The organism is Mesorhizobium sp. ISC11, from assembly GCF_037162595.1.
GTDB classification, from domain to species: domain Bacteria; phylum Pseudomonadota; class Alphaproteobacteria; order Rhizobiales; family Rhizobiaceae; genus Mesorhizobium; species Mesorhizobium ciceri.
This window is the reverse complement of sequence record NZ_JAVSPW010000001.1, coordinates 3,656,683-3,682,912: the sequence shown is the minus strand read 5'-3', so window position 1 is coordinate 3,682,912 and position 26,230 is coordinate 3,656,683. Positions and strand designations below refer to the sequence as shown.

Genomic DNA, 26,230 nt, shown 5'->3' with positions numbered 1-26,230 from the left:
GGCGGGCTAATGTGCGCAAAGTGATTCCACTTGGCGATGCAGGCGGCGACGCGACGGGGGTGCCCAGAACGGACCAGGAGGGGATGGTGCCAGAGGCGGAATCGAAGTGCCAGCTATGTATTTGAATTTAATCGGAAATCCTCAGTGAGGGTATTGACTGATACCCTCAAAATTACCCAATCCAAAATCATACCGATGGTTCGGTTCCATTATCCACAGAAAAAGCATGGCATGATGCGATATGGTATCATCTCACCAGCTCTCGCGATCGGATTTATCGGGTTTAATCACCTTCTCGCCTCGGCCTCCAAGATACCGGATCCTCCACCCACCGATTAATATCGGATTCGCGCCAGCCCGCACCGTTGACACTGATCTTGATCTGAGCCGGAAACGTGCCTTCGGCGATCTTGCGATACATGGTTGAGCGGGACAGGCCGGTCCGGGCAAGGACAGTTCTCCTGCGAATAATGCGATCGAGTTCGGGCATGGCTCGCCTGTCCCCTCCTGAGTGCCTCTGATATCCGATGGGTCACACGAAACAGGCTGCATCGGTCAGGCAAGACGTATTCCCGCCCCACCGCGACGTGGCGCGTAAACGGCGGCAAATCGGATGGTCAGATTCCGATGCCTTTGCCTCGGCCGAGCCCGATGCCATGACTGAAGGCCAGTTCCGCGCCCAAGCGACGACCCGAATCCACGTTGATGCCAAGCTCGCGTTTGCGGTTTGCCAGCAGGGATTCAAGCTGCGGATCGCGTTCGAGGCTGTTGGCCATCTCGGACATCGCCGAACGCGTTGATTTGTAGCCAGACAAGTCGCCGGCCTGGTATTGGTCCTGGCTTGTCCGATGGAGCTTCTCCCAACGTTCCACGAAACGGTCGGCGCGGCGGCCGGGATCGATGTCCATCCCGGTGCGGATTTCCGTTTCAAGCTGGAGAGCAAGCACGATGCGGCTGACGCGGCCGGCGCCCGCTTCACGAACCAGCTCGGGATTTTTCACATAGGCCGCTTCGGCATCGCGCCAGCCATGCGGCCGCACCTTCTCGAAAGCGCTACGGGCATCCTTCAGTTCCTGCATCTGCTCCGGACTGCCCTGGCCATCCGAGTTTCCAGTGCTGAGGATCGCGTCGAGTGCGCGCGCGTGACGCACAAGCGCCTGGGTGCGGGCTCGGCGCATTTCTGTTTCGGGGTTCCCCCGCAGATTTGTGTCGCGCGGCATTGCCCTGGCAGGAGGATCTCCTTCCGGCGTCGGGCCTGGATCTCGGATCCGCACCCCAACATCTTCACTTCCCGGTCTTCGCCCACTGTCCTGGCTCAGCTCGCCGTCTCCGGGCGAGCGCAACCCGTCCAGCAGTCCGCCGATCCTGTCGCGCAGCTTCTCCGGAACAATCCGACGCACGATTTCGACCACGCGCTCGCGGAACGTGATGCCGCGCCGCTCGGCATAGTGTTGCGCCGGGTCGACCTGCTCGTAATCCGACGCCATGTCTTTAGCCCGGTCGCGTGACAGCGTTCGGTCCAGCCGGTCGCGTGTGGCAAAGTCGTCGCTGCCGTAATGCAGGTCCATCCTGTCTCGATGCCGCGACAGGGCGACGTAGCTGCCATGTGCATCCATGCCCGGCGTAGCAAGCACATGGGTGCGGTCGACGGTCATGCCCTGCGCCTTGTGAATGGTCGCGGCATAACCGTGGTCGATGTGCGCGTAGTCTTTCAGATCGAAGCGAACCGACCTGTGGTCATCGGTGCGCACGGTCATGCTCTGTGTGCCGACTTCCTCCACGATGCCGAGCGTGCCGTTCTTGACGCCGAGCCCGCGCTCGTTGCGCAAAAACATGACTCGGTCGCCGCTGGCGAAGGCCCTCGCATCGCGTTCCACATTCACCTGAACCTCGTCGCCGAGTTCGCCGGCAGCGCGCATGCGCTCGCGCGCTGCCTGGTTCAGCGAGCGCACCTCGTCGTTGGTGTGGGTGAGGATGATCCGGCTTGCCTCTGGATGCGCCTGCCTGTCGCGATCCCAGCGCTCGACGAGTGCATCTCGCGCTTCGTCGCGCGTTGCAGCCTGATGAACCATGCCTTGCGCGTCATAGGCGCCGATCGCAGCACCTATTCTGCCGGCTGCCAGATCGCGCGTAGCATCGCGCTGCCAGTCCTCGCGCTGCCGGCGCACCTGACCAATTTCGACGCCGCCGTGTCGCTCGTGAATCGAGCGGAATGCAGCGCCGGCTTCGATCGCCTGCAACTGCTGCGGATCGCCGACGAGGACGATCTTTGCGCCAACGTCCGCCGCATGGGAAAGCACGCGCTCCAACTGGCGCGTGCCGACCATGCCGGCCTCATCGATCACCAGGACATGGCGCGTGGTGAGCAGATCCCTGCCCTGTCCCCAGCTATGCTCCATGCTGGCGATGGTGCGTGACGAGATGCCTGATCCGCTCTCGAAATTTTCCGCCGCAATGCCGGAGAGTGCGGCGCCTCGAACCTCATAGCCCGCCGCTGCCCATGCTTGGCGCGCAACGCCCAGCATGGCGCTTTTTCCGGTTCCGGCAAAGCCGACAACGACACCAAGACCGCGACCATCGGTGATATGCGCAAGCGCATCGGCCTGCTCGCCTGACAGGATAAGCCCGCGTTGCGCGGCCCGCACCAGCGCTGCCTCGCGATGTGCGTCACTCACCGCGTGGCCCTCGTCCAAATCGATACGCTCCGCCGCGCGGTGGAGGCGCTGTTCGGTCTCGATCATCTGCCGGGTGGTGAAACGGTCTTCGCCGCGCCTGTCCTTGCCGAGTTCGACCAGATCTGGTGCGTTGCTGATGGCTGCAACGACCCCGTTGAACTGCTCCATTCCGTCGCTGTGGCGATGCGCAAACTTCGCGATGTCCTTTCGGGTGAAGGTCGATTGCTGATGGGTGATGGCATCGAGCGCCACGGATGGGTCGGCAATGATGCGCGCACCATTGTTGCGCGCGATCTCGCGATGCAATTCGGCGCGATCTGCTTCAATGCCGCCAGCAGCAAGGCCGCTGCCCTCGATGCGCTGGGCTGGCGCCCCAATCTGCGTTTGCGGCTCCAGGGAAATGCCCTGCGCTTCCAGACTGCGATGATCGATGCGCGCGTCGATGTCGAGTTCGGCCAGACGCTCATTGGCCAGCTCCGCCCACCGCTCGCGCCAACGCTCGACCAGCTGGGTAGCATTCCAGTCGCGAACCTTGGCACCAAAACCGTTCTCGTCCACGGACCGCATGGTCAGCATGACATGAGCATGCGGTTTGGGACTGCCATCCTCTGCCCTGTCCCAATGCACATTGAGATCGGCCACCATGCCCTTGCTGACAAACTCGACTTGTACAAAGTCGCGCGCCAGTTCGATGCCTTGCGCCTGGCTGAGTTCACGCGGCAGGGCGAACTCGACCTCACGGGCAAGCTGGGCATCCTTGCGCACCTCGAACGCCTCGACATCGTTCCACAGCCGTTCGCGGTCGCTCCAGGCCTCCAGTGCATTCGCAGGCAGCATCACCTCGGAATGGACGACACCGCGCTTGGCGGAGAAATCGTGGCTGCGTTCGATGCGCTCGTCGCGCAGCCGCGAAGCCGAGCGGTAGGCGGCCGACGCCACAGCACTGCTCCCTGCCTTGCGGCCAATGACCTTGACGTGAAGATGATAGATCGCCATCGCGACCAAATCATTTGCACGGCAAAGCGCACGTCGGCACGACGTATAAGCGCCACCTCCCTCGAAAAAATCTCGGGATGGACCAGCCCGTCCCGGGCAGTCTCGGCAACCCTGAAGCCTTCCGGCGGACGCTCCCCTATCATTGCCGCATCGACAATTGATGGAGACAGTTATGCGTAAACCACGAGACTTCGACGCCGAACTGAAGGCGCTGGAAGACAAAGCGCGAGAGCTCAAAACGCGAAAGGTGCAGCAACTTGGCGAGCTGGTGATTGCCACCGGCGCCGATCAGCTCAGCACCGACGAACTGGCCGGAGCACTGGTCGCAATCGCCGAGACGAAAGACCCGGCAAAGCGTGAGGCATGGGCCAAGCGTGGGGTGACGTTTTTCGAGAGCCGGTCCCGGCGAACAGCTCCGGCATCTCAGCGCAACCCTCGCAGCGCTCCAGCGCAACCGGGCAGCCCACAATCGCCGGCAAGCGGCACAGGCTCGGCATGACATGCGCACATGGCAGGTCGAGAGACGCCAGCGCACCCGACATCTGATCGAACTCGGTGGCCTTATCGTCAAGGCAGGCATTGTTGAGCTCACCAAAGAGGATCGCGCCACGATATACGGCGCTCTGCTTTGGATCGCCGCCAAGCTCAAAAGCGATCAGGGTGAACACACCCGCGAGCTATGGGCCGCAAAGGGGAGGCACGCGTTCGAGGCGTACGCGGCAACACACAAAGGGGAAACGGAGTCTGGACCATCGTAGGCCGAACACACTGCGTTCCGCTGGTGAAAGCTAGAATGCTGAAGCAAGCGATATGACATATGGCACAACGCTGGTAGGGCTTTGGGGAAGGTAGTAGCCTAGGCTCACTCGCCTCCCTTGGACGGTGCATTGAGTCGGGAGGATCCGATAATATCTTCTGTCTGGATCGCTGGGTCGCTCAGCGTTCAATGGTGGCGTCTAGTTTTCGGATTTACGCCGAAAGCCGACAAGGCGCAGAGCCGATCCAGAGATCGACTCAGCTGCGGCGGTGTGCTCAGCTCGGCGCAGGTCATATCGGCATGGGACAAGCAATTGCGTACAAGCAAATCTCGATTGGCAGGATGCAATGACTGACCAAAACGATGCACAGCGCTGGATGGGCGCCTTCGCCTTGGAAGGCGATAGCGATCAAGATATGGCTGCTGCCGAGCTGAACTATCATCCTCGAGACGGTATCTTCGTCCGCACCCTGACTTGGACCGGGTCGGAGCAGCGTTTACCGCGCCAAGTTAGACGAAGGTACCCCGCACTCAAGGGCGTGATTGAAGGCACACGGCGCTGCACGGTTCTTCACGCATTCGAGACCAGCCTCGATGGAAGCAGATACGAGCAGAGCCACATCGTAGGTAACGCAATATTGCTGGATGGCTTTTGCGATGATCCGGTAGCGCCGGCCTTCCGCCAAATGCAGTTTCGCTCGCCCGCGTTTACTGCGATCGCAAATCCGCGAGGAGTCAACGTCGATTTCGTGCGGAGCAGGAGACGGGCAAAGATAGTTGCCGAACCTCGCAAAGCCATCGAGGCGAGTTGGGGACAGCATAAGCTTGCCATTTCCAGTTTGATGAATGTGCCGGGGAAGCAAGCTTTCGATGGAACATTCCTGATTGCCGAGCGGCCGTACTTGGAAGTTCATTTCGCCTATGCGGTCTCTTTTGACGAGATCTTACGAATAACCGCGGCTTTGGAATTTTTCGCCTGCGTTGGCGATGGAGCTTTTAGCGGTCCTCCTGAGGTGTCGCTATGGTCCGATCCCGCACCGCCGAAGCCGAAGCGAGGACGGCCACCTAATATGCCCCGCAAAGCGGGAGAACTTCTACTTAGCCAGAGTTGGTACAAAAGAACTGAGGCGAAACATTCATTTCGACGAACGATCCTGCTTGACGGACTCGCTTTAAACCCGCTGACCGTCGTGTCCCGCTGGTTGGACTTATCTAAAAAGGTCGAGAGGCCTATGACCCTGTTCCATGCCGCCTCGGAAACCCCGAACGTCGAAACGAGATTCCTTTTCCTGGTTCAGGCCCTCGAGGGACTTCATAGAACCTTGGACAATCGGCCGGGTATCGATCAAGGGGAGTTCGAACGCGGTGTTGCCGCCATGATTACCGCACTACCCACCGACCTCAGCCTGGAGGCGCGCAGATTCCTCAAAGATCGAGCACCTCATCACAACGAACTGGGCCTAAGCGGCCGATTAAAGGATTATGGCGATAGGGTCACAAATGTCATACCCCAAGCCCTTCCGGGATTTTCCAAAGATCGACGTGGTATTATAGACCTGAGAAACGAGTTTAGCCACGCGTTGCCAACGGACTTGAAAATAAATTTAGAGAAGTATGGGCAAAGGTTAATTTACTACTCAGAAATTCTACGACTCCTTTTCGAATTCAACCTTCTGTATTACCTGGATCTCGATCCAATCCGACTCCGCAATGCTTTCGCGTATACGAGAGCGTTCGAGAATCTGGCACGGGCACGAAAACAACTGCTTGTCGAAGATGCGGCCGAGAAATAGTGCCACCCCCTTCTTCAAGAGCAGACCGGACCGCGGCCGATGTAGGAAGGCAAGGCCGTCCACCGGTCCATCTCGCCACCAACTCGTAGCTTCGCAGTTTGCCATCGATTGCGAGATCGAAGACTGTTCATCGAATTATCGATCTGCGCGCACATCTGCCGACACCTCGGACCGCTTTGCGAGAGATTTTTCTGCCGGTATTCCACTCTGGCCGGCACAGCCAGCGGCATACCAATGAAACGAACGGGGACGCCTAGTGGGACTATGAAAGCAGGCAATAAAGATCTCCGGATCGTAGCGGAATATGCGCTGATGATGTTGCGAACTCAGCCCGAGGAGGTCCAACGAGTAGCGACCATGTGGCGCCAAATTGCGGATGAACAGACAGACCCCGGCGGGCGGGCAGGGGCGATACTAAACATCGCTAGCGCGCTCGATCATGGAACGACTGAGGACCGAGCTCAAGCCATCGCCATGACGGACAGAGCGCTTGCACTTCTCGGACCGAAGCATCCTCAGGCCGCCGCTATATACCTCAGCGGCGCGCAGCGCCTTATCCTTAGCGGGGATCCGATCGCCATGCGAAAGGCGCTCGAATACTTACACATCGCGCTTGCCGTACCAAAGACTGCCGGGGGCAGGGATGTCCTTATTGGTATCCTGCAAGGCTATTCCACTGTAGCGCCGATCGGCGCTGACTTCAGCAAGCTACCGAAGGCACAACGCATCTTCGATCGCCTCCGCAAATCTCGCCTTCGCGGGACGGAGATGTGGCCAGCTTATGTTGCAATGATCAGGTTATTCTCCGATCGGTGGAAGATGGAAGGGCACCGACCTTCTTTTGGGAAGGCCATCCAATTCGGTGCAGAAGCTCTCGCCCAACTGGACGTTATTGCGCCTGGGCGTGGTTTCCAGAGGGCAAGTTTACAGCTGGCACACGCTCTCCTTCTGCTCGAACGCAACGAGCACGATGGCTCCGAGGCGGATTTTGACGCAGCCGTCGCGCTGTTGCGCGAGGCGGCGACGACCGATCAAAAGCGTGGTACAGTGCTGAATTCGCTTGCACTTGCTTTGATGGACCCAACGTCGCGCGCACCTACGCAAGCCGAATTTGACGAGGCCTATGCCACGTTGGAAGCAGGATTGGCCTGCTCGGACGACGATGAGAAGGTCTTTCTCAAATGGTCGATGGCGAACTGGCACCTGCTTGCTTATCAGCGCGGGGGAGCTATCGCGAACCTCGACCGCGCTATTGAAGCAATTGAAATCGCCGCAGAAGATCGCGCCAATGTTGGTAACAAAATCCTCTTCGCCGCGGCACATGCATACCATGATCGTTTCACGGCGACACGATCGCCGGACGATATCGACCGCGCGATTGAATTCGCCGAGCTTGGGCTGACGTCAAGCAACGAACAGCAGCCAGAGCGATGGCGTCAGGAGGTCACGGCGGCCAACGTCTATCAGGAACGTGCTCTCCACGGCCGATCAGCCTTCGATTCCGAGGACGCAGCGCGCGCTGCTGCGCTGTTTCAACGTGCAATCGATCGTCTGCCACGCGACTCCATCCAACGAGAGTCGACGGTGGGAGGCGCAATTGGTTCTCTGGTTGAACGATGGCTCATCAACCCTGAGCCTAGGTTGATGGATGCGGCAGCTGGCCTGGCACGAATGCTGCCGGACAATGCTAATGGCGTCCGGAGGCTTATCCCGAATGTGGCCCTTAACTTAGCCACGTTCCATATCGAGCGCGGCATTTCGGAGGAGGCTCGCGTTGAGTGGATCGCCCTTATCCAAGAGATCGCGTCGAGGCATTCAGGCGACGAGGCCGGCCGCATTGCCGCCAATAACCTTATGCATCTTCATGTTGGGCGCGACTGGAGTGCCGTCATCGACGCCTTCGCAATCCTAACAGGACAGCGGTCGCGACGACTCGCAGCAGCCCAGGGGACACGAGAAAGATCGATGGTCCTGCGGCGTGAGCAGAGTGTCGCTGCTCTCGCAGGCTTGGCTTATGTTCATTTGGGTCAGGCTGATGCGGCTGTTCGCCTTATAGATGAATCTCAGGCGGCGCTGCTACTTGGTGATGATCGGAGAGACTGTGAAAGTGATGTCCTGTGGGACACATTTGACGCCGTGTTATATCCTGTACATACCCGCTATGGCGCCTATGCGTTGGTGGCTACGCCTTTAGGTGTCAGTGGGCTGTTGTTGCCAGAGATAGATTTTCCACTCCCTGCTCTGGCTACCCCGTCCAAGACAGAAACACTTGAGGCCGCCGCTGCCCTCCTGTCCAGCGCGTTCCCTGTAGCATTGCCAAAGCGTCTACTAGTGGTTCCAGCCGGTCCGCTCGGCCAAATTCCTTGGGCAGCGGTCGGATATCAGGAACAGAGAGTGTTGGATCAAGCGAGTGTCGTCGTGTTGCCGACTCGGTACCTGTGGAGGGGGGGCCAGCCGCCAGACTTGACCAATGTGCTAATAGTTGACGCGTCGACTGCAGTACCTGATCGCCCGCTGCGGCACGCCTCCGCCGAAGCGCGCCAGTTGCGTTATTGGATGCCTCAAGGTCGGGATCTTAAGCACGAAAATTTGTCTCTCGCTGCAGTCGTTGATGCTTTGTCAGAATCCACAACAGCCCATTTCGCGAGCCATGGCATCTCGGAAGCGGACGAACCTATGGCCTCCCGGCTTCTCCTTACGGAGGATGAGGCGCTCAAAGTCTCCGACATATTGGGAACTGATTGCTCAAGGCTTTCGCTGGTCACGTTGTCGGCCTGCCAGACAGCAGTTCATGGCGACGACCTCGCAGATGAGTTCACCAACGTCGCCGCCGCTTTTGTGAGCGCTGGCGCGCGGTGCGCTATCGGCTCGCTATGGAACGTAAACGACATAGCGGCATCGCTGTTCTCGCGACGGTTTTATTGGCTGGTAAAGCAGGGCCACGAGCCGCGCGACGCCCTTCGTCAGGCACAACTATGGCTTCGAGATGCACGAAACGGTGAACTTCTGGCGTGGCTCACAACTCTAGAGCCCGACATCGACGATTCAGAACAGCGTCTGCGTGACGGTCTCGCCCGCAGCGTCAACCAAATTGGATTTGCGGACATGCGCTACTGGGGCGCCTTCGTCTGCTACGGCTGACGCATACGCCGCGGGCGCCCGGCGTCTCCCGTCAACACGGGTTTTCGGCTTGCGGAATTCAATGAAAAGTGTGCTGGCGTACGACAATGCGGCGCGCTGCTAGCCACTCGACCCGCGAATTGGCCAAAGCGGAGCGACGTCGATAGGACCGTCATCAAAAGCAGGGGCCAACACTTGTCGAGAAGGTCTCAAAATGTCACGCGAGCTACAATCTTCGCCGGCTTTGAAGGGGGAACTGCAGTCACGGTGGTCTCTGGAACCCGGAAGGCCCTCAAGTTCCGGGCTTTGGTGGTTGACCCCGGTATGGCTGCCTCCGCAGCAGCGACGTCCTTCGCGCTGACCTGGAGCGACTGACATGCTCCTTTCTCATCCCAGAGGTTCTTAGCAACCACGCTTGCTACGGCAGCTGTTATGGCGCCTGGCGCCACATCGTCGGGAGCCACTTGTCGGGCCTTGATCAGTGCTTTTATGGCTTCGCCAAGAATCGCGGCTGAATCGTCGAATTCGACTCCGCGAACTTGGTCAAACCGGTACTCCGTGCTGCCGTCTACTATGCAGTGGTGAGCGATAAAGACCCAATCATGGACCATATAGGCGGGCGCGTAGCCCCAAGGCGATAGCCCCTTGAAGACTTGTGCGATTTTCGGGATCGATCCGCCGTCAGTGTACATGAGACCCGGCTGAATAGTGCTCCCCGGAGAGCCCTTATCTGACCGGTGAAAGATCAATGGATCCCGCGGGTCGGGCACGAACAGAAAATTTCCGTCGCCCGAATTGTTGCCCTCTCCGACCCACATGACGAACAGACTGCCCGATAGCTGGCCTGTAACAAGTTTCTGGTAATCGACCGAACTGCATCCAGCCACCATCGCGGCGAACAATCCCAATAGGCCGCACGTAGTCCTTGTCAGAACACTAACCGCATCGATCCTCATGAGGCCCACCTTTAACACTGCGATTCACATGGAATGCCGTCCTTGTCGCGATCGAGCTTCCCGCCCCACGGGCAGTTCTGCAGATACCAGTTGGCTTCCTCGCATGACCCGATCTGCTTGCACGTTCGCCGCGGCTCACACGAATAGCTGCTCTGCGCGACCAGGCGACGGCCGATAATCCCTGACGGTTTGCTGGCAGTCGGCTTCGCGCCGTCCGCTTGCCCCGCGCGCCATTCCCAGGGGGCCTGAAATGTCCCAGCCCACAGACCGACCTTCGCCGCCTCGGCCTTAGCCTGCTGCCCGGCGTAAGTGCCGTGGCTGTAGCGGGGCCAATCGAGCGCTTGCCCGTACTCGACCATCCACGCGGCAACGCTGGTGCCGTCGGCGCGCCGGCAGTCGCCGACAAAGCGGCCGTAGCGATCCCAGGCGACGAAGGTGCATGTGACCGGCCTCGAGGCGGCTAGGAACCCGTCGAGTGTCGCCGCGGCCTTTGCGCCGCACTGATATCGAAAGCCCTTGGCATCGTCGCACTGCTGCGCGGACTCGGGAGCGTCGATGCCGTTGAAGCGGATGCGCTGTCCGTGGATCTCGATCGTGTCGCCGTCGATGATTGAGGCGACGCCGGCGATTGGCTCCGGCGATCGTCCAATCCAGTGCGATACGCTCGGGCCGGAGGCGCCTTCACTGTGCTGCATGACGAACTGCGCGACGTACGCGGCCATCGCCGCCACCGTCACGAAGACAAGCCGCTTCGGAATGCTCGCCAGCAGACGCGCACGTCGCCGCCGCGCGCCTCGCCGCTTGCGCCATTGATCAGACTGTTTGTCGTACCGTGACTTGTCCAATGTTGTTCACTCGCAGCCGATGCCATTGTGGTTGCGATCTAGGCCATTCGGGTCAGACGCCCCGACCGCGACTGGCCCTTTAACGACCGGATTGTTCCCCTTGCCGCCTGCGCAATCCAAGTCTTTGCCGCCACCGGCGGGCACGCCGCGGTACGCATTGAAAGCTGCAACGGCGCGCGCCCCGTCACCTTCAATGTGTGTATTTTGGCTGTTTGGGTTGAAAGGGTCGACCGTCTGCAAAAGCATGTTTGACCGGTTCGCGTCGCCAGCCGCAAGCGTCACGCTATCATAGTGGTTCAAATAGTCGGCAGAACAGCTGGAAATAAGAATTGCTGACAAAGCGGAAAAATACGATCGACAATGCATGAAGGTATCCCCCCGACACCTGGAATAATGATGCACTGTTTGTGCTTTCTTGTCGAATCCGCTGACGAGACCACGAATTGTTCGATCGCGCCCAGTGACGGACTTCCTCGTCTCAGACGTGCTACGAAGCTGCAGGCAAGCAGCCCCGTCGCATGCGGCTTGTGATATTCGCGATTGTGGTTGGCCTGTTCATGGCGGCCGGCTTTTGGCTGTCGGCCGAACTGGTGTTCGCCGGCGTCGGAGGTTGACACGCAACGCTGACGCAACGCAGTTTGCCGGCGAGGGAAAAGCGAGGAGCATTCATGAAGAAGACATACGAAAAGCCGGTTCTGACCAAGAAGGATCGGCTCTCCAAGGTCGTTGCTGGCCCGTCGGCGTCCGTCGCCACCTGAAGACCAAACTATGCAACAATCAGCCCGTTGGCACCGGCCAGCGGGCTTTTCATTTCCGGCTTGGGAACTCGATGATCGTTGCTTGTGTCTCTGGCTCAAGCTGCTCGTGCCCCGGCTCTTCATGCTTCATGCCAAAACACCTGACGCAAGTCGCGCTGGTCAACGCTCTGGCCGCAGTTCGGGTCTCTAAAGTTGAAGCATGTGGCGGGATGTTCTCCATCGTCCTGCCGAAGATCGGTCTCCGATCGGCCGCGCCCTTCTCCGCCAGAGGGGTGCGCGCTTTCAACAAGCCGAGGGCGGCTATGTAGAGCGGCGCCAACCGGGTCTTAGATTACCGCGAACCTGACTGGTAACATTTGACCTGAAAGTCGTTCGCGAACTCAGAGATGGTCCGTTGTTTCAACTCCTCGCCGTTGAAAAACGGCATCGCATAGGCTTGTATCACGATCTGTTTGCCAAGTTCCTTTATAGGATCTCCTTCTTTGATGTCCTCAACGACAGACATCAATGTCGACATGTCGGTTCCACTTTGGCGCTTATCCATTATTGTACGCGCAAGAGAGCCGATAGCGGTACAATTGGCAGTCAGGGTCTTCGAATTTGATTTCGTAATGTCTGCGTTTGCAGCCGGGGCGGCCCCTTCAAGTGGATAACCATGTGCGGCCATGCAGCTCCGCATCTGATCCCCCTTTAGTTCATTGGGGTTGGACCCCATACAATTGGTCATCACGCCTAAGCATGCGGACACGTTAGGGCTCGACTGACACATATTCGCTGAAATTAACACAGCGTCATCCCGATCTCGGGCGTTCGCAAGTACATTCGGATCGGCCATGGTTTCAATTTTCAGCGCAGGTCCAATCGCGCTCCCCGCACCGCCAAGATCGAATGTTACGTCCGCAAAATTTCCGGTGTCAAAGAAGAACCGGATCGCTAAAACTTGGCCATCGAGCATATTCCGAAGGACTCCACGTGTTGGCGAAGGGTCTTGGCCGTGCCAAAGAATTTCTCGAATCGATCTGCCACCAAGAATCGTGGGTTGCTCAAGCCCTGTCACACTTTGCTTCTCAGCTTCCACTTCGACGTCAATGGCATCGTTGTCGTCTATTCGATAGGCGGCAACTCGACCTAGAGTCCGGATCCTGTCAAGAGAGTTGCGCGGCAGAGACAATATCCAGCGAACCTTGCTGTCATTGTTTCGGAATATCCAAATTGAATAGCCTTGGGCGTTTGTGACGGTCGCCGCCGACAGGAGTTCTGCATTGGCCGGATCTCGGAATTCGGCAACAGCCCAAACGTCCGCATAGGCTGTCACTATTGAGCCTAGACCGCCTATGAATATTGGCGCAACGAAGAATACCAGGCGCAGAAGCACTTTCTTATCCCCCATTGGGCCGCACTGAAGCATCGCGCAACTGCAGTAGGCGCGCAAGCCGCCTTCCCGGATAAAGGGTCATTTGAAGATTCAACCGGCTGTCGCACACATGTCGAGATCCAATTGTTCAGCCGGCCTGCCGGTGCCCTGGCTCCTGTAACAGAAGTGAGCACTTGTCAGCGGCCGCCGTCGACACCACTAGGACTGCCGTCCGCTTGGCTAAAGACGACCGTGCCATCGTGTTTGCGAATTTCTACTGTCACGACCTCATCATCCTGCTGTCGAGCAGCGAACGTCGCTTGGGCATGCTCCCTGGCGTCTTTCTCGGCATCGAACGGCGCCTTTTCAACCACGCCTTGCTTGCCGTGCCAAATCACTGTGTAGACCGTCGTTACGACGCTCCCTGTCGCCGAACGCGAAACTAATGTGCCCAGTCGCTGGGCCGGTGTGTAGCGGCCGTTGATCGGAAACCCCGTCGAGACATCGAGATCGGGATGCTTAGAGAAGGCCGGCGCCGAGGGGTGGGAGCTATTGGTCCCAGCGCCGGCCAAGCGGACAATCAGATCCGCCGCCAATCCTAAATGACCGATGCGTCAACGCGTCGTTATGGTTTTATCGCGGAAGCACACACACACATACCTCGGCCCGCTATGGATTGGCCGACTGTTTGGCCTTCCGCTTAGCCGGAGCTTTTTTCGGCGGCGCTGCTTTCCGCCCGAGCCCAATCGACTTCGCCAACGCCGAACGTTGTGCGGCATAGTTCGGCGCTACCATTGGGTAGTCGCCCGGCAAGTTCCATTTTGCACGATATTGATCAGGCGTCATGCCGAGCTGGGCCAGGTGGCGCTTCAGCGATTTGAACTTCTTGCCATCATCCAGGCAGATGATGAAATCAGCTGTCACCGACCGCTTCGGATTGACCGCTGGCGTAAGCGGCTCGTCTGGCGGTGGCGTGTCTTTGCCGACTGAGGAAAGGGACACGTGAACCGACGAGATCAGATCCGCCAAGTTTGAGACAGGCACCGAATTGTTGCTCACGAAGGCCGAAACAATATCGGCGGTGAGTTCGATAAGCTCAATGGCGTTCTGGTCTGCGGTGCCCGGCATTGGTTCGCTTCGTCCTGATTGCTGTTGCGTCCTATGTATTTTGTGCGCTTCAACGATGCAACCCGACGCCGGCGCTGAGGAGGATGCCGAATTTTAGAGACCGGCTTGTGCTCACCTCGGTCTTAACTACGACCCGGGATATTTGCCGGTTACCGACTCAGAACAGTTGCGGACATAGTTACTTTTCGGTGTAATGCCATCAGATCCGTGCGTGTGGGTTTGCCGGATCGGGGGCGTAATATGCAAACAACGATGAGCCAGAAGCTCGCGACCTATGGGCAGTGGACTTATAGGGGGGCCTGGGCGCTTGAACTCGCAGCGGCGACTATCGGTCTTATGACTGGCGTGGCTCTTGGCTACCAAGCTTTCGCGGCGAGCGAGTCCGTCACTGCGATGGATCTAACACTTGCAAGTGCACCATTTCTGATGGTCGCGATTGCGGAACTGACCAAAATCCCAATTGCAACTCTGCTGTTCAGCGTGTCTTGGCTTTGGAAGCCCATAGTGCTTATCTTCCTATTAATCCTCGCAGGTATCACGTTCGAAACCGTTTTTATGGGAATGGAGCGTGCAGGCGCCCTTCGTCAGCTTCGCTACGAAGATTTGGTGAACAAGATTGACGCGCTAGAACAGGAGGCTTCAAAACTTGCATCGGTAGATGAACTCGGCAGGAAAGCCGATCAGGTTGACCAGGCTCGCGCCGAATTTGAGGAGATGACCGCCCTTGCCGAAAAGTCCCGGGCTGGCTTCCAGACACAAATTGCAGAGGTTGACGCTGAACTGCAGGGAGCAACAGCTCTTACTCCAGAGGCATCTCGTGTTCGAGATCAGATCGAAGAAAAGAACACGGTTCGATCTTCTCTGGTTGAGCAGCGCGATGCCGAGATAAGAGACGCCGTCACCCAATTTGAGCGACAGCGCGACAGCTTCGTACAGCGAATAAAGATGGCGCGAGACTCAGGCGACAGCGACTCAGCTCGGAAGTTGGAGGATGAGGTCGCCAAGCTGGCAAATCCGAGGTCCAAAATCGGCGCCAAGTTCGACGCTCAAATAGATCCGCTGGATCAGGAAATAGCGTCACTTCGATCGGATTTTGATCGACAACGCGCAAGCAGTCCGCCGATGACTGCCGCCCAGCGGCAAAAGCTTACAGATCGGCGATCGAATCTCGAGCAGATACGCGATGCAGACGCCGCTAGTTGGCAGAAACGACTTGACGAGGCCGGCAAAAGGCTAGCCGACGCCCAAGGCGCTGAAGCCAACAAGGCGACCGTGGCCGCGCAGAATCAGGTTAGGCAGGATCAAATAGCCAAGGAACTCGCGGCCCTCGAGAAGGAGCGGATTCCAATGGCGCGCACCGACCAGGTCAGGCGCATCGCGGCAAGATGGTACGGTGCAAAGCCAGAGCAGGTGACCCCGGAACAGGCAGGCGTGATCTCAGTCATTTGGTTTAGTTCGCTTGCCTTGATCGCGGCGCTGGCCGGGCCGATCACAGCGATGGTGGCGCTCGCTCTTCAACGAATAGCCGCTCGCGGCGAAGTTCAGTCCCATAGCAGGCTGTCGTCGCTCATTCGCCGCATGCTCTTGAGTTGGCGGTGGCGCCGTATTCGCACGATCGAGGTGCCGGTCGAGAAGGTCGTCGAGAAGGAAGTCGAGAAGCGCGTCGAGGTCCCCGTGGAGATTGAAAAGGTCGTCAAGGAGATACTCTATGTTCCGTTGTTCACCGATGATCCGGAGGTGCTTCGAACGGCTCTGAATAAGGAACTGCCGCCAGATGTTGCCGATCTGGTGAGGTTATCTATGAAGGGGCAGGGCAATGCTCGTCCGGCATAACACCGCCCTTCTCGAGCAGGCGGTTGGCCTCGTCGTAAAGCGGTCTGCCATACCGACGCTGCAGGCCGAGGCCGCAGCTCAGGAGAAAATCTCCAAAGCGGCTGCATTGCGTCGGATTGCGACCGGAGGTGCGATTGCCGTAGCAGCCATTGGGATCGGCTTGGGCTTGAAGCTTGGACTTTGGCAGAAGGGCCCCACAATCCCAGAGCCGAACATTCAGCGGGTAGAAGTGCCTGCTAAGCCCTCAGACACCAGAGCAGATAAGCCTTCCATCCCAGTGCCTACTCCACGGCCCACGCAAGTGCCGACACCGCCAATGCCGCCAAAGGACCCTGACGTCGTCACCGTGGACTTCACAAAGTTTGCCACGAAGACGATCGACTTCCAGGGAGACAGATGGGAGTTGATATCAGGCCATCACTTCAAGGACGAGAAGGATAGCTCCTGGGACACTGCGTGGTGCTACTCGCATCGGATGGTCAATGGCGTCGACGTAAACGTTCAACTGGCAAACAGACTGGGTCCAGAAACACAGCCTGTCTCACCCATATCTGCAGGCGAGACCTTGGCGCAGGTTGGCTTAACAGATGCTACGGCAATTCAGCTGGCAACGAATTGTGCGTGGCTCGATGGTCGTACTTTTGCGGCCGCGGATTTTGCCACCGATCCTCGTCGACAAGTGGGCGGCGTTTCCCCGCAGCCCCCGGTAATGACGACAGCGACCGATCCTGACACCGGCTTTGTCGTCGTATCGGGATGGGACGCGATTGGAAACGACCTACCCAACATGCCTATCCGAGGCGTCACTGCCGAACAATGCCAGAGCGCCTGCGATCGCGATTTTACGTGTTTGGCAGTGACGTATAATACCAAATACCAAGCGTGTTTCATGAAGGGTGACGCATCCATTCTTGTAAAGAGCGAAGATTCGCTGATGGCTGCGAAGAAGGTTGTTGAGAACAATCTCCACTACTCCAACCTTGTATTCGCAAAGAACACCGAGATTTCTGGCGCCCCGTATTGGACAGGACAACTCAGGTATCCGGACTGCATATTGCAATGCGCTAATGAAAATTCGTGTATGGGGTTCAATTTCCGCAGCAAGGAAATGTCGTGCTCGCTATACAAAAACGTCACCCAATCATTCGACAACGTGGCTGTGGCCTCAGGAACTAAGAGCGTCGAGAATTAGCCAACGCCCTCCGGCCGCAAAGCTGCCTATCTGAAACGCGCCTCAAGTCGGCCGCTCAGCAGAACTGGGGGATCTTGATCTGCCACTGAACTGTCATCCAGCTGCGATTAGAGCCTCGACCGTTTTTGTTACGCCTTGTGGCGCGGGTTGAGCAACCGACGGAGGCGCGGAGCCTTCCATCAGCACACCGTCGGAGCCGGTTGCGGTGATGACCTCGGCATAGGCTGCCGGGGTCTGGTAGCCGAGCGAGGAATGTGGCCTGGCGGTGTTTCATTCGGCGATGGCGCTTCGGGCGTGGTCGAGACCGAAGAACAGGCTCTCGTTCAACAGCTCGTCGCGCATCCGGCCGTTGAAACGCTCGACTTAACCGTTTTGCATCGGCTTGCCCGGCGCGATGTAGTGCCATTCGATCCTGCAATTCTTCGACCAGGCGAGGATGGCGTTCGAGGTAAACTCGGTGCCGTGGTCGGAGACGATCATGCCCGGCTTGCCGCGGTGGGTGATAGTTCCGTCAGTTCACGGGCAACCCGACGGCCAGAGATTGAGGTGTCCGGGATGGCGGCCAGGCATTCGCGCGTCACGTCGTCGACGATGTTGAGCACCCGGAACCTCCGGCCGCAGGCGAACTCGTCCGACGGTTTGGACCTGATCAGTTTTGCGTGCATCACGATCTGCTGAAGGTCATCTATTGTACGAGCCGCGGAGCCGGCCGCGAACGATCGGAACCTGCTGTTCACCAATCATGCCGTGACGAAGGAGAAGCGGCGTCTCTAGTCGCCGTCGTAAGGATACCAAGGCTCTCTTTCTTCCGGTGGCGGTTCAAGTTCCTCGCGTGGCTCTGGCCCATCCCGATAGAAATCCTCCAAAAGCAGGAAAGCCTTGCCCAGGTCATTTACGGTGATTTGGAACACGTGTTCGTCGACCTCGCCTGAGGTGTTTTCGATCGGCTGAGCATAGTCAACATTGGCCCACGGAAACGCCAAGTCCATGAATTCGGCTATCGACATGCCCGCCGCATAGAAGGGCACTTCAAATTCCGGAGCGGCGTCGGGGTCGCCAAACGAGACGGCGGCGCCTCTGATGCTTAAGGTCTTGTTGACCCATTCGTCGATCGTCAGATAGGCGTCCTCGTCACCATCAACCACTCGGCGGATCAGGTCGAGGTCCAGGGCCATTCGCTGACGCCTGGTGTTCTCTGGGTCCGATTTCGGTAGGTTCTCTAGGATATTCTGCGCCGAAGTAGTCGTCAGATCCGCGTAATGGGAGATCTCGATCGTCCAGGACCCGTTAGGAGCAATGGTTGCCGCGTGTCTCTCGACCTTTGTCCAAAGGGTGTCGCCCGTTTCCGGATTGTGGAGGATCAGCAAAAGCGGAATCGATAGTCGTTCCCAGTAGGCGAGGTGCCGGGCGCTCCCGTGGTACACGTAGTTATTGCCTCTCTTCCGGTCAAAGTATGATTTGCCTGACTTGATCTGCAGACCGATGAGCTGGCCCGTGGCTTCCCCATCGACTGCCGGCTCGACGTGCGCGTCGACCCCGATGTCGCTTTCCAGCTGCCGTCGGAAGTACCACCCCATTGACAGAAAGATTTCTTCTACGGCGTTGACGCCCCGCTGAGCTGTATTGTCAGTATTTCCCATCAGATGATATGAAGCCTCGCATTCGGCGAAAGCTTTATGCGCAACTCCAAAATCGCACGCAAGGTTGCTGAGAATGAATTTTGAAACCAAGCTGCGATACACCGGCGGTATGCTCGATCGAACCGCTCCGTTCCCCTGGCCGAGCAGTGTGGCATCAAGATCCTGAAGCCGGCGCTGCACGGCGCCATGGCCGGCCGCGGGCGCGTCTGCTTCGCGCCAAAGACCCTGAAGCGCATCGGCCGCGCGCATTGGCGCCGAGCACTTGCGCCTGGTGCTCCGCTGCTGGCGAGCCCTGACAGGATCATGCCGAACCTGTCGGCCGTGGAAGAGGCCGCGGAGCAAAAGCGCGCGGAGTTCGCCCCGCAAGGGGCGAGAGAATTCACGCAAGAGGCGGCTCGCCTACGCTGGGGCAATCACCGGAGTAGAGATTTAGGCGCGTCCGCGAACACGCTGATGAGTCCGCAATTCTTCAAGTTGTACCCTTCCAGCCTGCAAAGCACGCAGTAGTTGCTGGAAGACCGGTTGATGCCCGTCGGGATCGCGAATGGTGACAACCAGGCTGAAGGGTACGCCGTCTTTTGGAAACACTGCCTCTGCCCGCTTCACTGCCGAGACTTCGATGCGCCACTGTGAGCTCTCATTCCCCAATTCAGGAATGCGAGATTGATAGCGTTTGGTCGGCCACCACTTGAGGCCCTGGTTGATTAACTCTCTCTCGGAAGCAGGCTGATTTGCAGTCTTGGGAAGAAAGGCTTGCTCGAACCGATCGCGATAACTCGGGAGCCCATCCTTGCGATCACTGAGCTGGCGTTGCTGGAGCTTGGCGTCGAGGTTAACGCGCACAAACTCCGCACCGTACGCGGTGTCGAGCGGCGGCTCGTAGACTAAGGTTGCCGTCGCTTCGCCACGGCACGCACTGGTCGACGGATCGACCAGCGCCTGAGGCCAATCGAACGCAAAGCGCAGTACCTTTGGCCGCTTCACGTCATTGGGGATTCGGCTGTGAAAGACGAGAGTAATAGAGCTTTCGTCAGTTACCAGCATCTCTATCGTCGGTGCAGGAACGCCGAAGCCGACAAATTGCCGCGCAAGCGTAGAGAGACCGCGCGCTCTGAGCGGCTCCGGCGTCGCGCAGCTGTGAATCAAAAGCGCGCGAAGCGTATGCGTCGGCAGGCGGCTCTCGATTGCATTTTCGAGTGAGGCAAGTGATTTAGCGATCAGCGGTGCGGCGAAGCTTGTACCGCAACTCGTGATCAGCCCGCCATCCGGCGTGATTGATGTCAGGCGATGGTTGGCGCCAGGGGCGCTACCGTCATTTCCTCCAAAATGTGCGACATCCGGCTTGCAGCCGACCTTTAGCCCGGGGCCTCGCCTCGTATAGGTTGTCGGTAGTCCGCCATGATGCACTGCGCAGCCCGGCGGGTTGATGGCGCCAACCGAAATGGCACGGCAACTTTCGGTGGGAACAAAGATGGTGTCGGAATCGACCCGGGCTGCGAAATACTTAATAGCGTCACTGGCCCGCTTCGGCCAAGCGGCACGAAGCGCCCCGAGAGCAAGGTTGCCGGCCGAATTAACAATGATTACATCGTGCTTTGCGGCGATTTGGTCGAGCCGAGCTGCATAGTAGCTGTAGTGATCGGGCTCGACTGCCGTCACGGCATTGATGCTGAGATTAAATATTCGAACGCCAAGCTGAGACGCCTCGCCGATTGCTTGATCCATTTCATGGAGAAAGTCGGCGAATCCATTGGCGTAGGTGGCCAGAAAGTCGCCCTTTGGAAACAGAGCTAAGTCAACTAGTTCGCAACCATCCGGTTCGAGATTGGGAAGATTCGGGTTGAAGCTGGAGGCGCCTACAATGAGTCCACCGACGAACGAGCCATGCTCGCCATCGACTTCATCGGTTGCAAGAAAGTCGTGTCGACCAATGGTCCAATGTGCAAGTGCTGGGCCTAGCCCGGAGTCGACAACGCCGACTCGAGGATAGCGGGAGCTCGCGGAGCGGAGTGGCAGCGCCGCCACCACGCTCGAAGCGATTGACGGCACATTGGAAAGTTCAATACGAAGCGGAAGCGAGATGCGGCGGACCGAAGGATGCTGGGCCAGCCGCTGCAGGGCCGCCTCGTGGCGAGATGGGCTCTGGTCGATCTGAGTGGTCGCGGTGTCAGGCAGGCTACTACCACCACTACCACTGCTACTCATCAGCAGAGCCGGCTCGGGCCTGTCCGTAATCTTGAGGGCAATCGGCGTCTCCCCACCAGCCTCGGGAAGCTCCCACGCGATAATGCCTTTGCCAAGGTCGCGAAGCAGATCCTCTAAGCTCTTCGACAGGCTCGCTTCGGAAGGGGGGCGGCGCAGGCGCTTCTGGGCATTGTGGGGATTTTCGAAAAGCTCGATCAGGTAGAAGCCACCTGTACGCGGATCCGCTAGCCAGCCTACAGCGGTCTGGGCATCGAACCGACGCTTGTCGCTTGGATCCGGGACCGCGATATCTTCGATCGCGCCGACATCGGAGCGGACAGGGGATGGTCGGGCCTCAGGCTTGCCCTGCGCATTCTGGACCCAACGGGTATTAGGCTCAGCCTGGGAGACCTTGTTCGCGAGCTGGGCCAGTTGGCTCGCTTCCGCGAAGTAGTAGAGCTCGCCAACCCCTGATGCACCCACGCAGGGGAAAAGATCCGGGGTCAGTAGGGCACGAACTGGACGGTGGGTCTTCGCCACCGCCCCATCACGAAGCTTGACCCTCACATAACCCACTCCCCCGGTTGGCTTAGCAGCAAGCTGCGCAGCAAGCCGCTGGATGTTGCCAGCCAATTTCGCCTTGTGCTTGGCGAACTCTTCGTCCCTGCCGGCAAAGAAGTCATGGGGTGGGCCGCCCTTCCCCGCTTCCGGCGCGACCACATAATCGCTGTCGTTAACGACAATCTGGACCGGGTTGTTTGCCATATTGCACAGCCGGCTACGCCGGCTCCTCCTTCATCCATCTGCTTATGGTCGCCTGATCCTTGCCAAGTAGCTGTGCGACCGATCCCTGGGTGAAGGAACTTTCCGCGCTGTAGAGTAAGGTTCGAGCGATCGTTCTCGGGTCCTCGCGTAGGGCAGCGAGCCGCGTCCTGTCCTCGAGGTTTGCGCTTGTGACATGGTAGCGCCGAAGCGCCGCCAGGACCTCGCTGGCTTCGACATGCACATGCGCGATGTCCGGCTTCTCTAACACCAGATATCGCTTCAGGGCATGGGTCATCGAGCGCACCTCCGACCCGCTAGCACCGTCCGATGCCCATGCGAGCAGATGGAGCGCGCTGTCTTGCACGGTGACTGGTGCGAGGAACTCCGCAAATAGCCGCTCGCGTGCGGTCGCTGGCGGCAACGGCATCTCAATCTTCACCTCAAAGCGGCGCCAAATGGCGGGGTCTAGCAAACGGGGATGGTTGGTGATGGCAACTGTAAGCCCGAGGAGGGCACGTACGTCGAGTGATTGTAGCAACGTATTCACGACGCGCTTGATCTCGCCGACCTCCTGCGGGTCGTCACGAAGCTTCGCCAGTGCATCGAATTCGTCGAGGAGAAGAACGCAACGGTAGCGATTTGCGAACTCGAAGAGCGTTCCGATGTTGCGGGCAGTGGTGCCCAGGAACGAGCTCATGATGCCATCGAGTCTTGCAAGGACGACAGGAAGGCCCAGCCGGGCCGCGATATGCATCGCGGTTACGGTCTTGCCGGTACCCGGTGCACCGAAGATCAAACAGCTATGCGTGGGCGCGATACCGATCGAGCGGAGCTTCCCGTCATCGGCCCATTCCCGCAACATGGAGTCGAGAGCGCCCTCAAGCTCATCAGTAAGAACTGGCGGTAGCGTCGCCCCGCCGGGCTCAAGGACAATCTGCGCGAGCGGCGCGCCACTCTCCTTATCAAAGGGTGGGTTAATCGTACCGATCAAGCGCTCGCCGGCCAGGCTTCGGGAGAGCTCAACCCGACTCGGCTGAAGCGTCGCAGCACGCTGTTGGGAGGCGAGAAGGCCATCGATGGCCTCCGTTGCCTCCATATCGCCCGCCTTGCGCAGGCGATCGCGCAGCCGCTCGACCTGCTTGCGGAATTTTTCGTCGCCAGCCTCGAGGCCCACCCGACATAATGATTGAACGACAGCGAGATGTTCCACGTTTTTGCATGCCCTCTGCTTTCAAGTGCATTCATAGATGGAATAATGCATAATGGCAATGGAAAAATGCATATATCTGATATCTGATATCTGATAGATGGAGCCATCGGAGCCAGCGGCCAAGCCGCAAATACCTCGGGATTGATGCGCCACTGCTCCAAGCCGCGACGAGCGCGAGGCCGAAAAACGAACATGGGGGGCGACGTGTTGAACGAGCCGCACGACGGGCGCGAGGATGACGAGCCGGAGCTTGGCTCGACGGAGCATTTCGACCAGCGCCTCGCCGGCAGGGTCGAGCAGAAGACAGGGAACCGCCCGGAAGGCGAGCCTGATCTCGGCTGGACCGGTCATGGGCGAGGCTGCGGCCCTAATGAGCCAGCGGATGATCGCGAAGGCGACTATGAGCGCGAGTTCGACAACGGCGACGACACCATCACGGGCGAGCGAGGGCTCTAATTCTTCCGATCTGGAATGTTTGGCCCTGCCTCACGGTGGCGGCTTTTACTTATCCCCACATGAAACCGGGGAAAGTGTCGGTGTCGATGATTCGTAGCTTCATCTCCTCGATGTAGCTCTTTCCAAACCAACCACTGTAATAGATGCGAATTGGGAATTCAGCGGGGTGCTTCCAGAAACCCGCATCTGCGCCGTGGGTCATGCCAAAAGAACATGAAACGTGAGTCCCATTGTGTAGCACTGGGATTAGATCTTAGGCGCGCGCTCGCGAGCGGCCAGGCGCGCAGGCGATTTATGGTCGGCACGCTACACTGCGCTAGCTGTCTTCATCCGGCTTTACTAATTCGACATGGCTGACACCCAGCGCCTGGGAGAGTTCGAGAAGGGTAATAACAGTAGGATTGCGTCGACCACGTTCCAGACTGCTTAGGTATTGCTGGCTGTAGCCCGACCGGGCTTCCACCTGCTCCTGCGTCAGGCCTTTCTCCCTCCGAAGTCGGGCAAAGTTCCTTCCGACCAGTTGACGCATATCCATGCGCCACATTCGCCGTTTACATACTTTAAGTTTATCAACTATAGTATGTATTTTCGGATCGGTCGAATGACCGTGCCGGAATTGGTTAGGAGGTGTTCGATGCTGCCAAAGACCACACCCACGTTCTCTGAGCCCATCGCTCGGGCGACTGCCATTCAGAATGCAAATGATCCTGCTTTGAGCCTGTGGACCGACTGGCACCGCGCTCGCCACGTGTCGCTGGTCCTGTGTCGGGTGCAGCAGCGGTTGGAGACGCGAATGATGGTAAATCCCGGAATTCCGGTATTGACCGATGGAGAACCGAAAACGCGTCGAACTTCGGTGGCCGCGTCGGAGGAGGGATCGGAATATGCGGTGGTTCGCGAGGCCGAGGTGTTTGCGATGACCGAGGCGCTCCGATTTCAGGATGCGATTCCCAACATCGCGGCTCAGTCTCTCGTGGGTATCGTGGCAAAACTGGAAATGATTGTTGGCGCCGACCGGGACATTGGCGACCCGACGGATTTTCCATGGCCGCACATCGCATCCGTTCTTAGCGACCTGAAGGCGATTGCTGGCGATCTGCCGGCCTACCGGTTAAACCGGGCCGCTACCCGCGCGGATGTGGCACGACATCGGAAAGAAGCAACCAAGCTCGTCGCGGCCTTGGAGGCGCACGGGTGAACGGCTCAAGTATCTATATCGGCGCGGTCAACGCCAACACGGAAAACAGCGATCTGATCGTGGAACGCGTTTAAGACTAATGGTTCGCCTTTAGCGCGTCTAGCAGATCTCCCCATTCCTGCATTAGCGTGACCCGCTGCTCCCAATAGGTCGCTCGGTTGTAGGTCCGCCGGATGGCGTTCTTGTCCTGGTGCGCCAGGACAGTTTCAATCACGTCTGGATCGTAGTCGCGGGCGTTGAGGATGGTGCTGGCGGTCACCCGGAAACCATGGGCGGTCACTTCGTCCTTTCCGTAGCCCATACGTCGTAGCGCGGCGTTCATGGCGTTCTCGGAAAGCGGCCGTTTTGTGGAGCGGATCGAAGGAAAGACCAGGCCGCCGTCCTCCGAGAGCTGCCAGACCTCTTCCAAGACCGAAAGCGCCTGTTTGGACAGTGGTACGTCGTGCGGAGCACGCATCTTCATGCGCTCGGCCGGAATATGCCAGACGGCCTTCTTTCGGTCGAACTCGTCGCGCGTAGCGCCCCGTACTTCGCCGGGGCGGACACAGGTGAGGGCAAGAAACTGGAGGGCGGCTTTGATGGTTGGCCAGCCGTCGTATTCGCCGACCGTCATCAGGAGCTTGCCGAACTTCTTTTCATCGGTGATAGCGGCACGACCGTTGACTTTCGGCGGCTGGAGAGCGCCCCGGAGGTGTAGGGTTGGGTCGGCTTCTGCCCGTAAGGTGACAATGGCCAAGCGGAAGACGCTGCCTATCACGCCGCGTAAACGCCGCGCTGTCTCTCTTCGACCACTCTTTTCGATCTTCTGGAGGAGTTGGAAAATTTCGGCGGGAGTGATCTCGTTAATGGGGCGCTTGGCGAGTGGGCCGGCCAGATCTTCCAGCAGCCATTTGGTTTTGGTGATGGTAGCCGCCGCAGCGTCCCGTTCCTCCATCCGCGTGACATACTCCTCGGCGATTAAGGCGAAGGTGGAGCGCGCTTCCGTGATGGCGGCAGTCTTCTCCTCTTTGCGTTTGGCGGAGGGGTTGATGCCGGCGATCAACAGCCTCTTGGCGTCGTCGCGCTTTCCTCTCGCGTCGAGAAGTGACACCAGCGGGTATTTTCCAAAGGAGAGTATATTTTCCTTCTCCAGGTGGCGGTACCGCAGTTGCCAGAGTCTGGAGCCGTTGGTGCGGACGAGGAGATAAAGCCCATCGCCATCCGCAAGACGATACGGCTTGTCTTTGGGCCTAGCGTTCTTGCAGGCGAAGTCAGAGAGAGACATGGGTAACGGACCTCCCGGGTAATGGGTAACGCCGAAATCGTTACCCACAAACCGATGCGTTGCAACGGTACGCGGTGGGTCATCATAAACCGCCAAACTAGGCTAA

Annotated in this window: 22 protein-coding genes and 1 pseudogene; 9 read left to right on the top strand and 14 right to left on the bottom strand. The window is 58.6% G+C overall.

Features of this window, described 5'->3' with window-relative positions:
- Positions 1-283: 283 nt before the first annotated feature.
- Positions 284-490, bottom strand: a complete 207-nt coding sequence (locus RPF88_RS18045) for a helix-turn-helix transcriptional regulator (protein ID WP_337122803.1) — start codon at positions 488-490, stop codon at positions 284-286.
- A 127-nt stretch (positions 491-617) separates the two neighbouring features.
- Positions 618-3,671 (bottom strand): Ti-type conjugative transfer relaxase TraA, encoded by a 3,054-nt coding sequence (gene traA / locus RPF88_RS18040; RefSeq protein ID WP_337122802.1) that lies wholly within the window; start codon positions 3,669-3,671, stop codon positions 618-620.
- Positions 3,672-3,843: 172 nt separating this feature from the next.
- On the opposite strand from traA, the gene RPF88_RS18035 reads away from it, so the two are divergent.
- From RPF88_RS18035 to RPF88_RS18020, 4 genes are all read left to right on the top strand, one after another.
- Positions 3,844-4,170 (top strand): conjugal transfer protein TraD, encoded by a 327-nt coding sequence (locus tag RPF88_RS18035; RefSeq protein WP_337123884.1) that lies wholly within the window; start codon positions 3,844-3,846, stop codon positions 4,168-4,170.
- 1 nt (position 4,171) lies between these two features.
- On the top strand, positions 4,172-4,429 hold the full coding sequence (locus RPF88_RS18030; RefSeq protein WP_337122801.1) for a conjugal transfer protein TraD: 258 nt from the start codon (positions 4,172-4,174) through the stop codon (positions 4,427-4,429).
- A 346-nt stretch (positions 4,430-4,775) separates the two neighbouring features.
- Positions 4,776-6,221 carry a HEPN domain-containing protein gene (locus tag RPF88_RS18025; protein ID WP_337122800.1) on the top strand — a complete coding sequence of 482 codons (1,446 nt, stop codon included), beginning with the start codon at positions 4,776-4,778 and terminating at the stop codon, positions 6,219-6,221.
- Positions 6,222-6,485: 264 nt separating this feature from the next.
- Complete coding sequence (locus RPF88_RS18020) at positions 6,486-9,362, top strand: CHAT domain-containing protein (RefSeq protein ID WP_337122799.1); 2,877 nt, start codon at positions 6,486-6,488, stop codon at positions 9,360-9,362.
- A 188-nt stretch (positions 9,363-9,550) separates the two neighbouring features.
- Here the strand turns inward: RPF88_RS18020 and RPF88_RS18015 are convergent, their stop codons facing one another.
- From RPF88_RS18015 to RPF88_RS18005, 3 genes are read right to left on the bottom strand one after another with little or no spacing between them, the layout of a single operon-like run.
- The gene (locus RPF88_RS18015; RefSeq protein WP_337122798.1) at positions 9,551-10,297 is read right to left on the bottom strand and encodes a hypothetical protein; all 747 of its coding nucleotides are present in this window, start codon (positions 10,295-10,297) and stop codon (positions 9,551-9,553) included.
- A gap of 11 nt (positions 10,298-10,308) precedes the next feature.
- Positions 10,309-11,142 (bottom strand): thermonuclease family protein, encoded by an 834-nt coding sequence (locus tag RPF88_RS18010; protein WP_337122797.1) that lies wholly within the window; start codon positions 11,140-11,142, stop codon positions 10,309-10,311.
- Positions 11,143-11,148: 6 nt separating this feature from the next.
- On the bottom strand, positions 11,149-11,508 hold the full coding sequence (locus tag RPF88_RS18005) for a calcium-binding protein (protein WP_337122795.1): 360 nt from the start codon (positions 11,506-11,508) through the stop codon (positions 11,149-11,151).
- 302 nt (positions 11,509-11,810) lie between these two features.
- Here RPF88_RS18005 and RPF88_RS18000 point away from each other — a divergent pair, with 302 nt between their 5' ends.
- Entirely contained in the window at positions 11,811-11,900 is a 90-nt protein-coding gene (locus RPF88_RS18000) for a putative RiPP precursor (protein ID WP_337122793.1), read from the top strand.
- Positions 11,901-12,231: 331 nt separating this feature from the next.
- Here RPF88_RS18000 and RPF88_RS17995 read toward each other — a convergent pair whose 3' ends face one another.
- The 3 genes from RPF88_RS17995 to RPF88_RS17985 form a co-directional block, all read right to left on the bottom strand.
- Positions 12,232-13,275 carry a hypothetical protein gene (locus RPF88_RS17995; RefSeq protein WP_337122792.1) on the bottom strand — a complete coding sequence of 348 codons (1,044 nt, stop codon included), beginning with the start codon at positions 13,273-13,275 and terminating at the stop codon, positions 12,232-12,234.
- A gap of 176 nt (positions 13,276-13,451) precedes the next feature.
- On the bottom strand, positions 13,452-13,850 hold the full coding sequence (locus RPF88_RS17990; RefSeq protein WP_337122791.1) for a hypothetical protein: 399 nt from the start codon (positions 13,848-13,850) through the stop codon (positions 13,452-13,454).
- Positions 13,851-13,923: 73 nt separating this feature from the next.
- Positions 13,924-14,382 (bottom strand): MucR family transcriptional regulator, encoded by a 459-nt coding sequence (locus RPF88_RS17985; protein ID WP_337122790.1) that lies wholly within the window; start codon positions 14,380-14,382, stop codon positions 13,924-13,926.
- A 252-nt stretch (positions 14,383-14,634) separates the two neighbouring features.
- Here RPF88_RS17985 and RPF88_RS17980 point away from each other — a divergent pair, with 252 nt between their 5' ends.
- Together RPF88_RS17980 and RPF88_RS17975 are read left to right on the top strand one after the other, a co-directional pair.
- Positions 14,635-16,215 carry a hypothetical protein gene (locus tag RPF88_RS17980; protein ID WP_337122789.1) on the top strand — a complete coding sequence of 527 codons (1,581 nt, stop codon included), beginning with the start codon at positions 14,635-14,637 and terminating at the stop codon, positions 16,213-16,215.
- Complete coding sequence (locus RPF88_RS17975) at positions 16,199-17,407, top strand: PAN domain-containing protein (RefSeq protein WP_337122788.1); 1,209 nt, start codon at positions 16,199-16,201, stop codon at positions 17,405-17,407. The genes RPF88_RS17980 and RPF88_RS17975 overlap by 17 nt, the downstream gene beginning before the upstream one ends.
- Before the next feature lie 93 nt (positions 17,408-17,500).
- On the opposite strand, the pseudogene RPF88_RS17970 reads toward RPF88_RS17975, so the two are convergent.
- From RPF88_RS17970 to RPF88_RS17955, 4 genes and pseudogenes are all read right to left on the bottom strand, one after another.
- Positions 17,501-18,039, bottom strand: a pseudogene (locus RPF88_RS17970) (integrase core domain-containing protein); the annotation flags it as partial.
- 138 nt (positions 18,040-18,177) lie between these two features.
- On the bottom strand, positions 18,178-19,296 hold the full coding sequence (locus tag RPF88_RS17965) for a DUF4365 domain-containing protein (RefSeq protein WP_337122787.1): 1,119 nt from the start codon (positions 19,294-19,296) through the stop codon (positions 18,178-18,180).
- 180 nt (positions 19,297-19,476) lie between these two features.
- Entirely contained in the window at positions 19,477-21,996 is a 2,520-nt protein-coding gene (locus RPF88_RS17960) for a S8 family peptidase (protein WP_337122786.1), read from the bottom strand.
- Positions 21,997-22,009: 13 nt separating this feature from the next.
- The gene (locus tag RPF88_RS17955) at positions 22,010-23,206 is read right to left on the bottom strand and encodes an AAA family ATPase (RefSeq protein WP_337122785.1); all 1,197 of its coding nucleotides are present in this window, start codon (positions 23,204-23,206) and stop codon (positions 22,010-22,012) included.
- A 192-nt stretch (positions 23,207-23,398) separates the two neighbouring features.
- Here RPF88_RS17955 and RPF88_RS17950 point away from each other — a divergent pair, with 192 nt between their 5' ends.
- Complete coding sequence (locus tag RPF88_RS17950; protein ID WP_337122784.1) at positions 23,399-23,662, top strand: hypothetical protein; 264 nt, start codon at positions 23,399-23,401, stop codon at positions 23,660-23,662.
- 316 nt (positions 23,663-23,978) lie between these two features.
- On the opposite strand, the gene RPF88_RS17945 is transcribed toward RPF88_RS17950, so the two are convergent.
- Positions 23,979-24,197: a helix-turn-helix domain-containing protein gene (locus RPF88_RS17945; RefSeq protein WP_140812938.1), complete on the bottom strand. Its 219-nt coding sequence runs from the start codon at positions 24,195-24,197 to the stop codon at positions 23,979-23,981.
- A 99-nt stretch (positions 24,198-24,296) separates the two neighbouring features.
- On the opposite strand from RPF88_RS17945, the gene RPF88_RS17940 reads away from it, so the two are divergent.
- The gene (locus RPF88_RS17940; protein ID WP_337122782.1) at positions 24,297-24,860 is read left to right on the top strand and encodes a hypothetical protein; all 564 of its coding nucleotides are present in this window, start codon (positions 24,297-24,299) and stop codon (positions 24,858-24,860) included.
- A gap of 76 nt (positions 24,861-24,936) precedes the next feature.
- On the opposite strand, the gene RPF88_RS17935 is transcribed toward RPF88_RS17940, so the two are convergent.
- Complete coding sequence (locus tag RPF88_RS17935) at positions 24,937-26,124, bottom strand: tyrosine-type recombinase/integrase (protein ID WP_337122781.1); 1,188 nt, start codon at positions 26,122-26,124, stop codon at positions 24,937-24,939.
- Between the last annotated feature and the right edge of the window lie 106 nt (positions 26,125-26,230).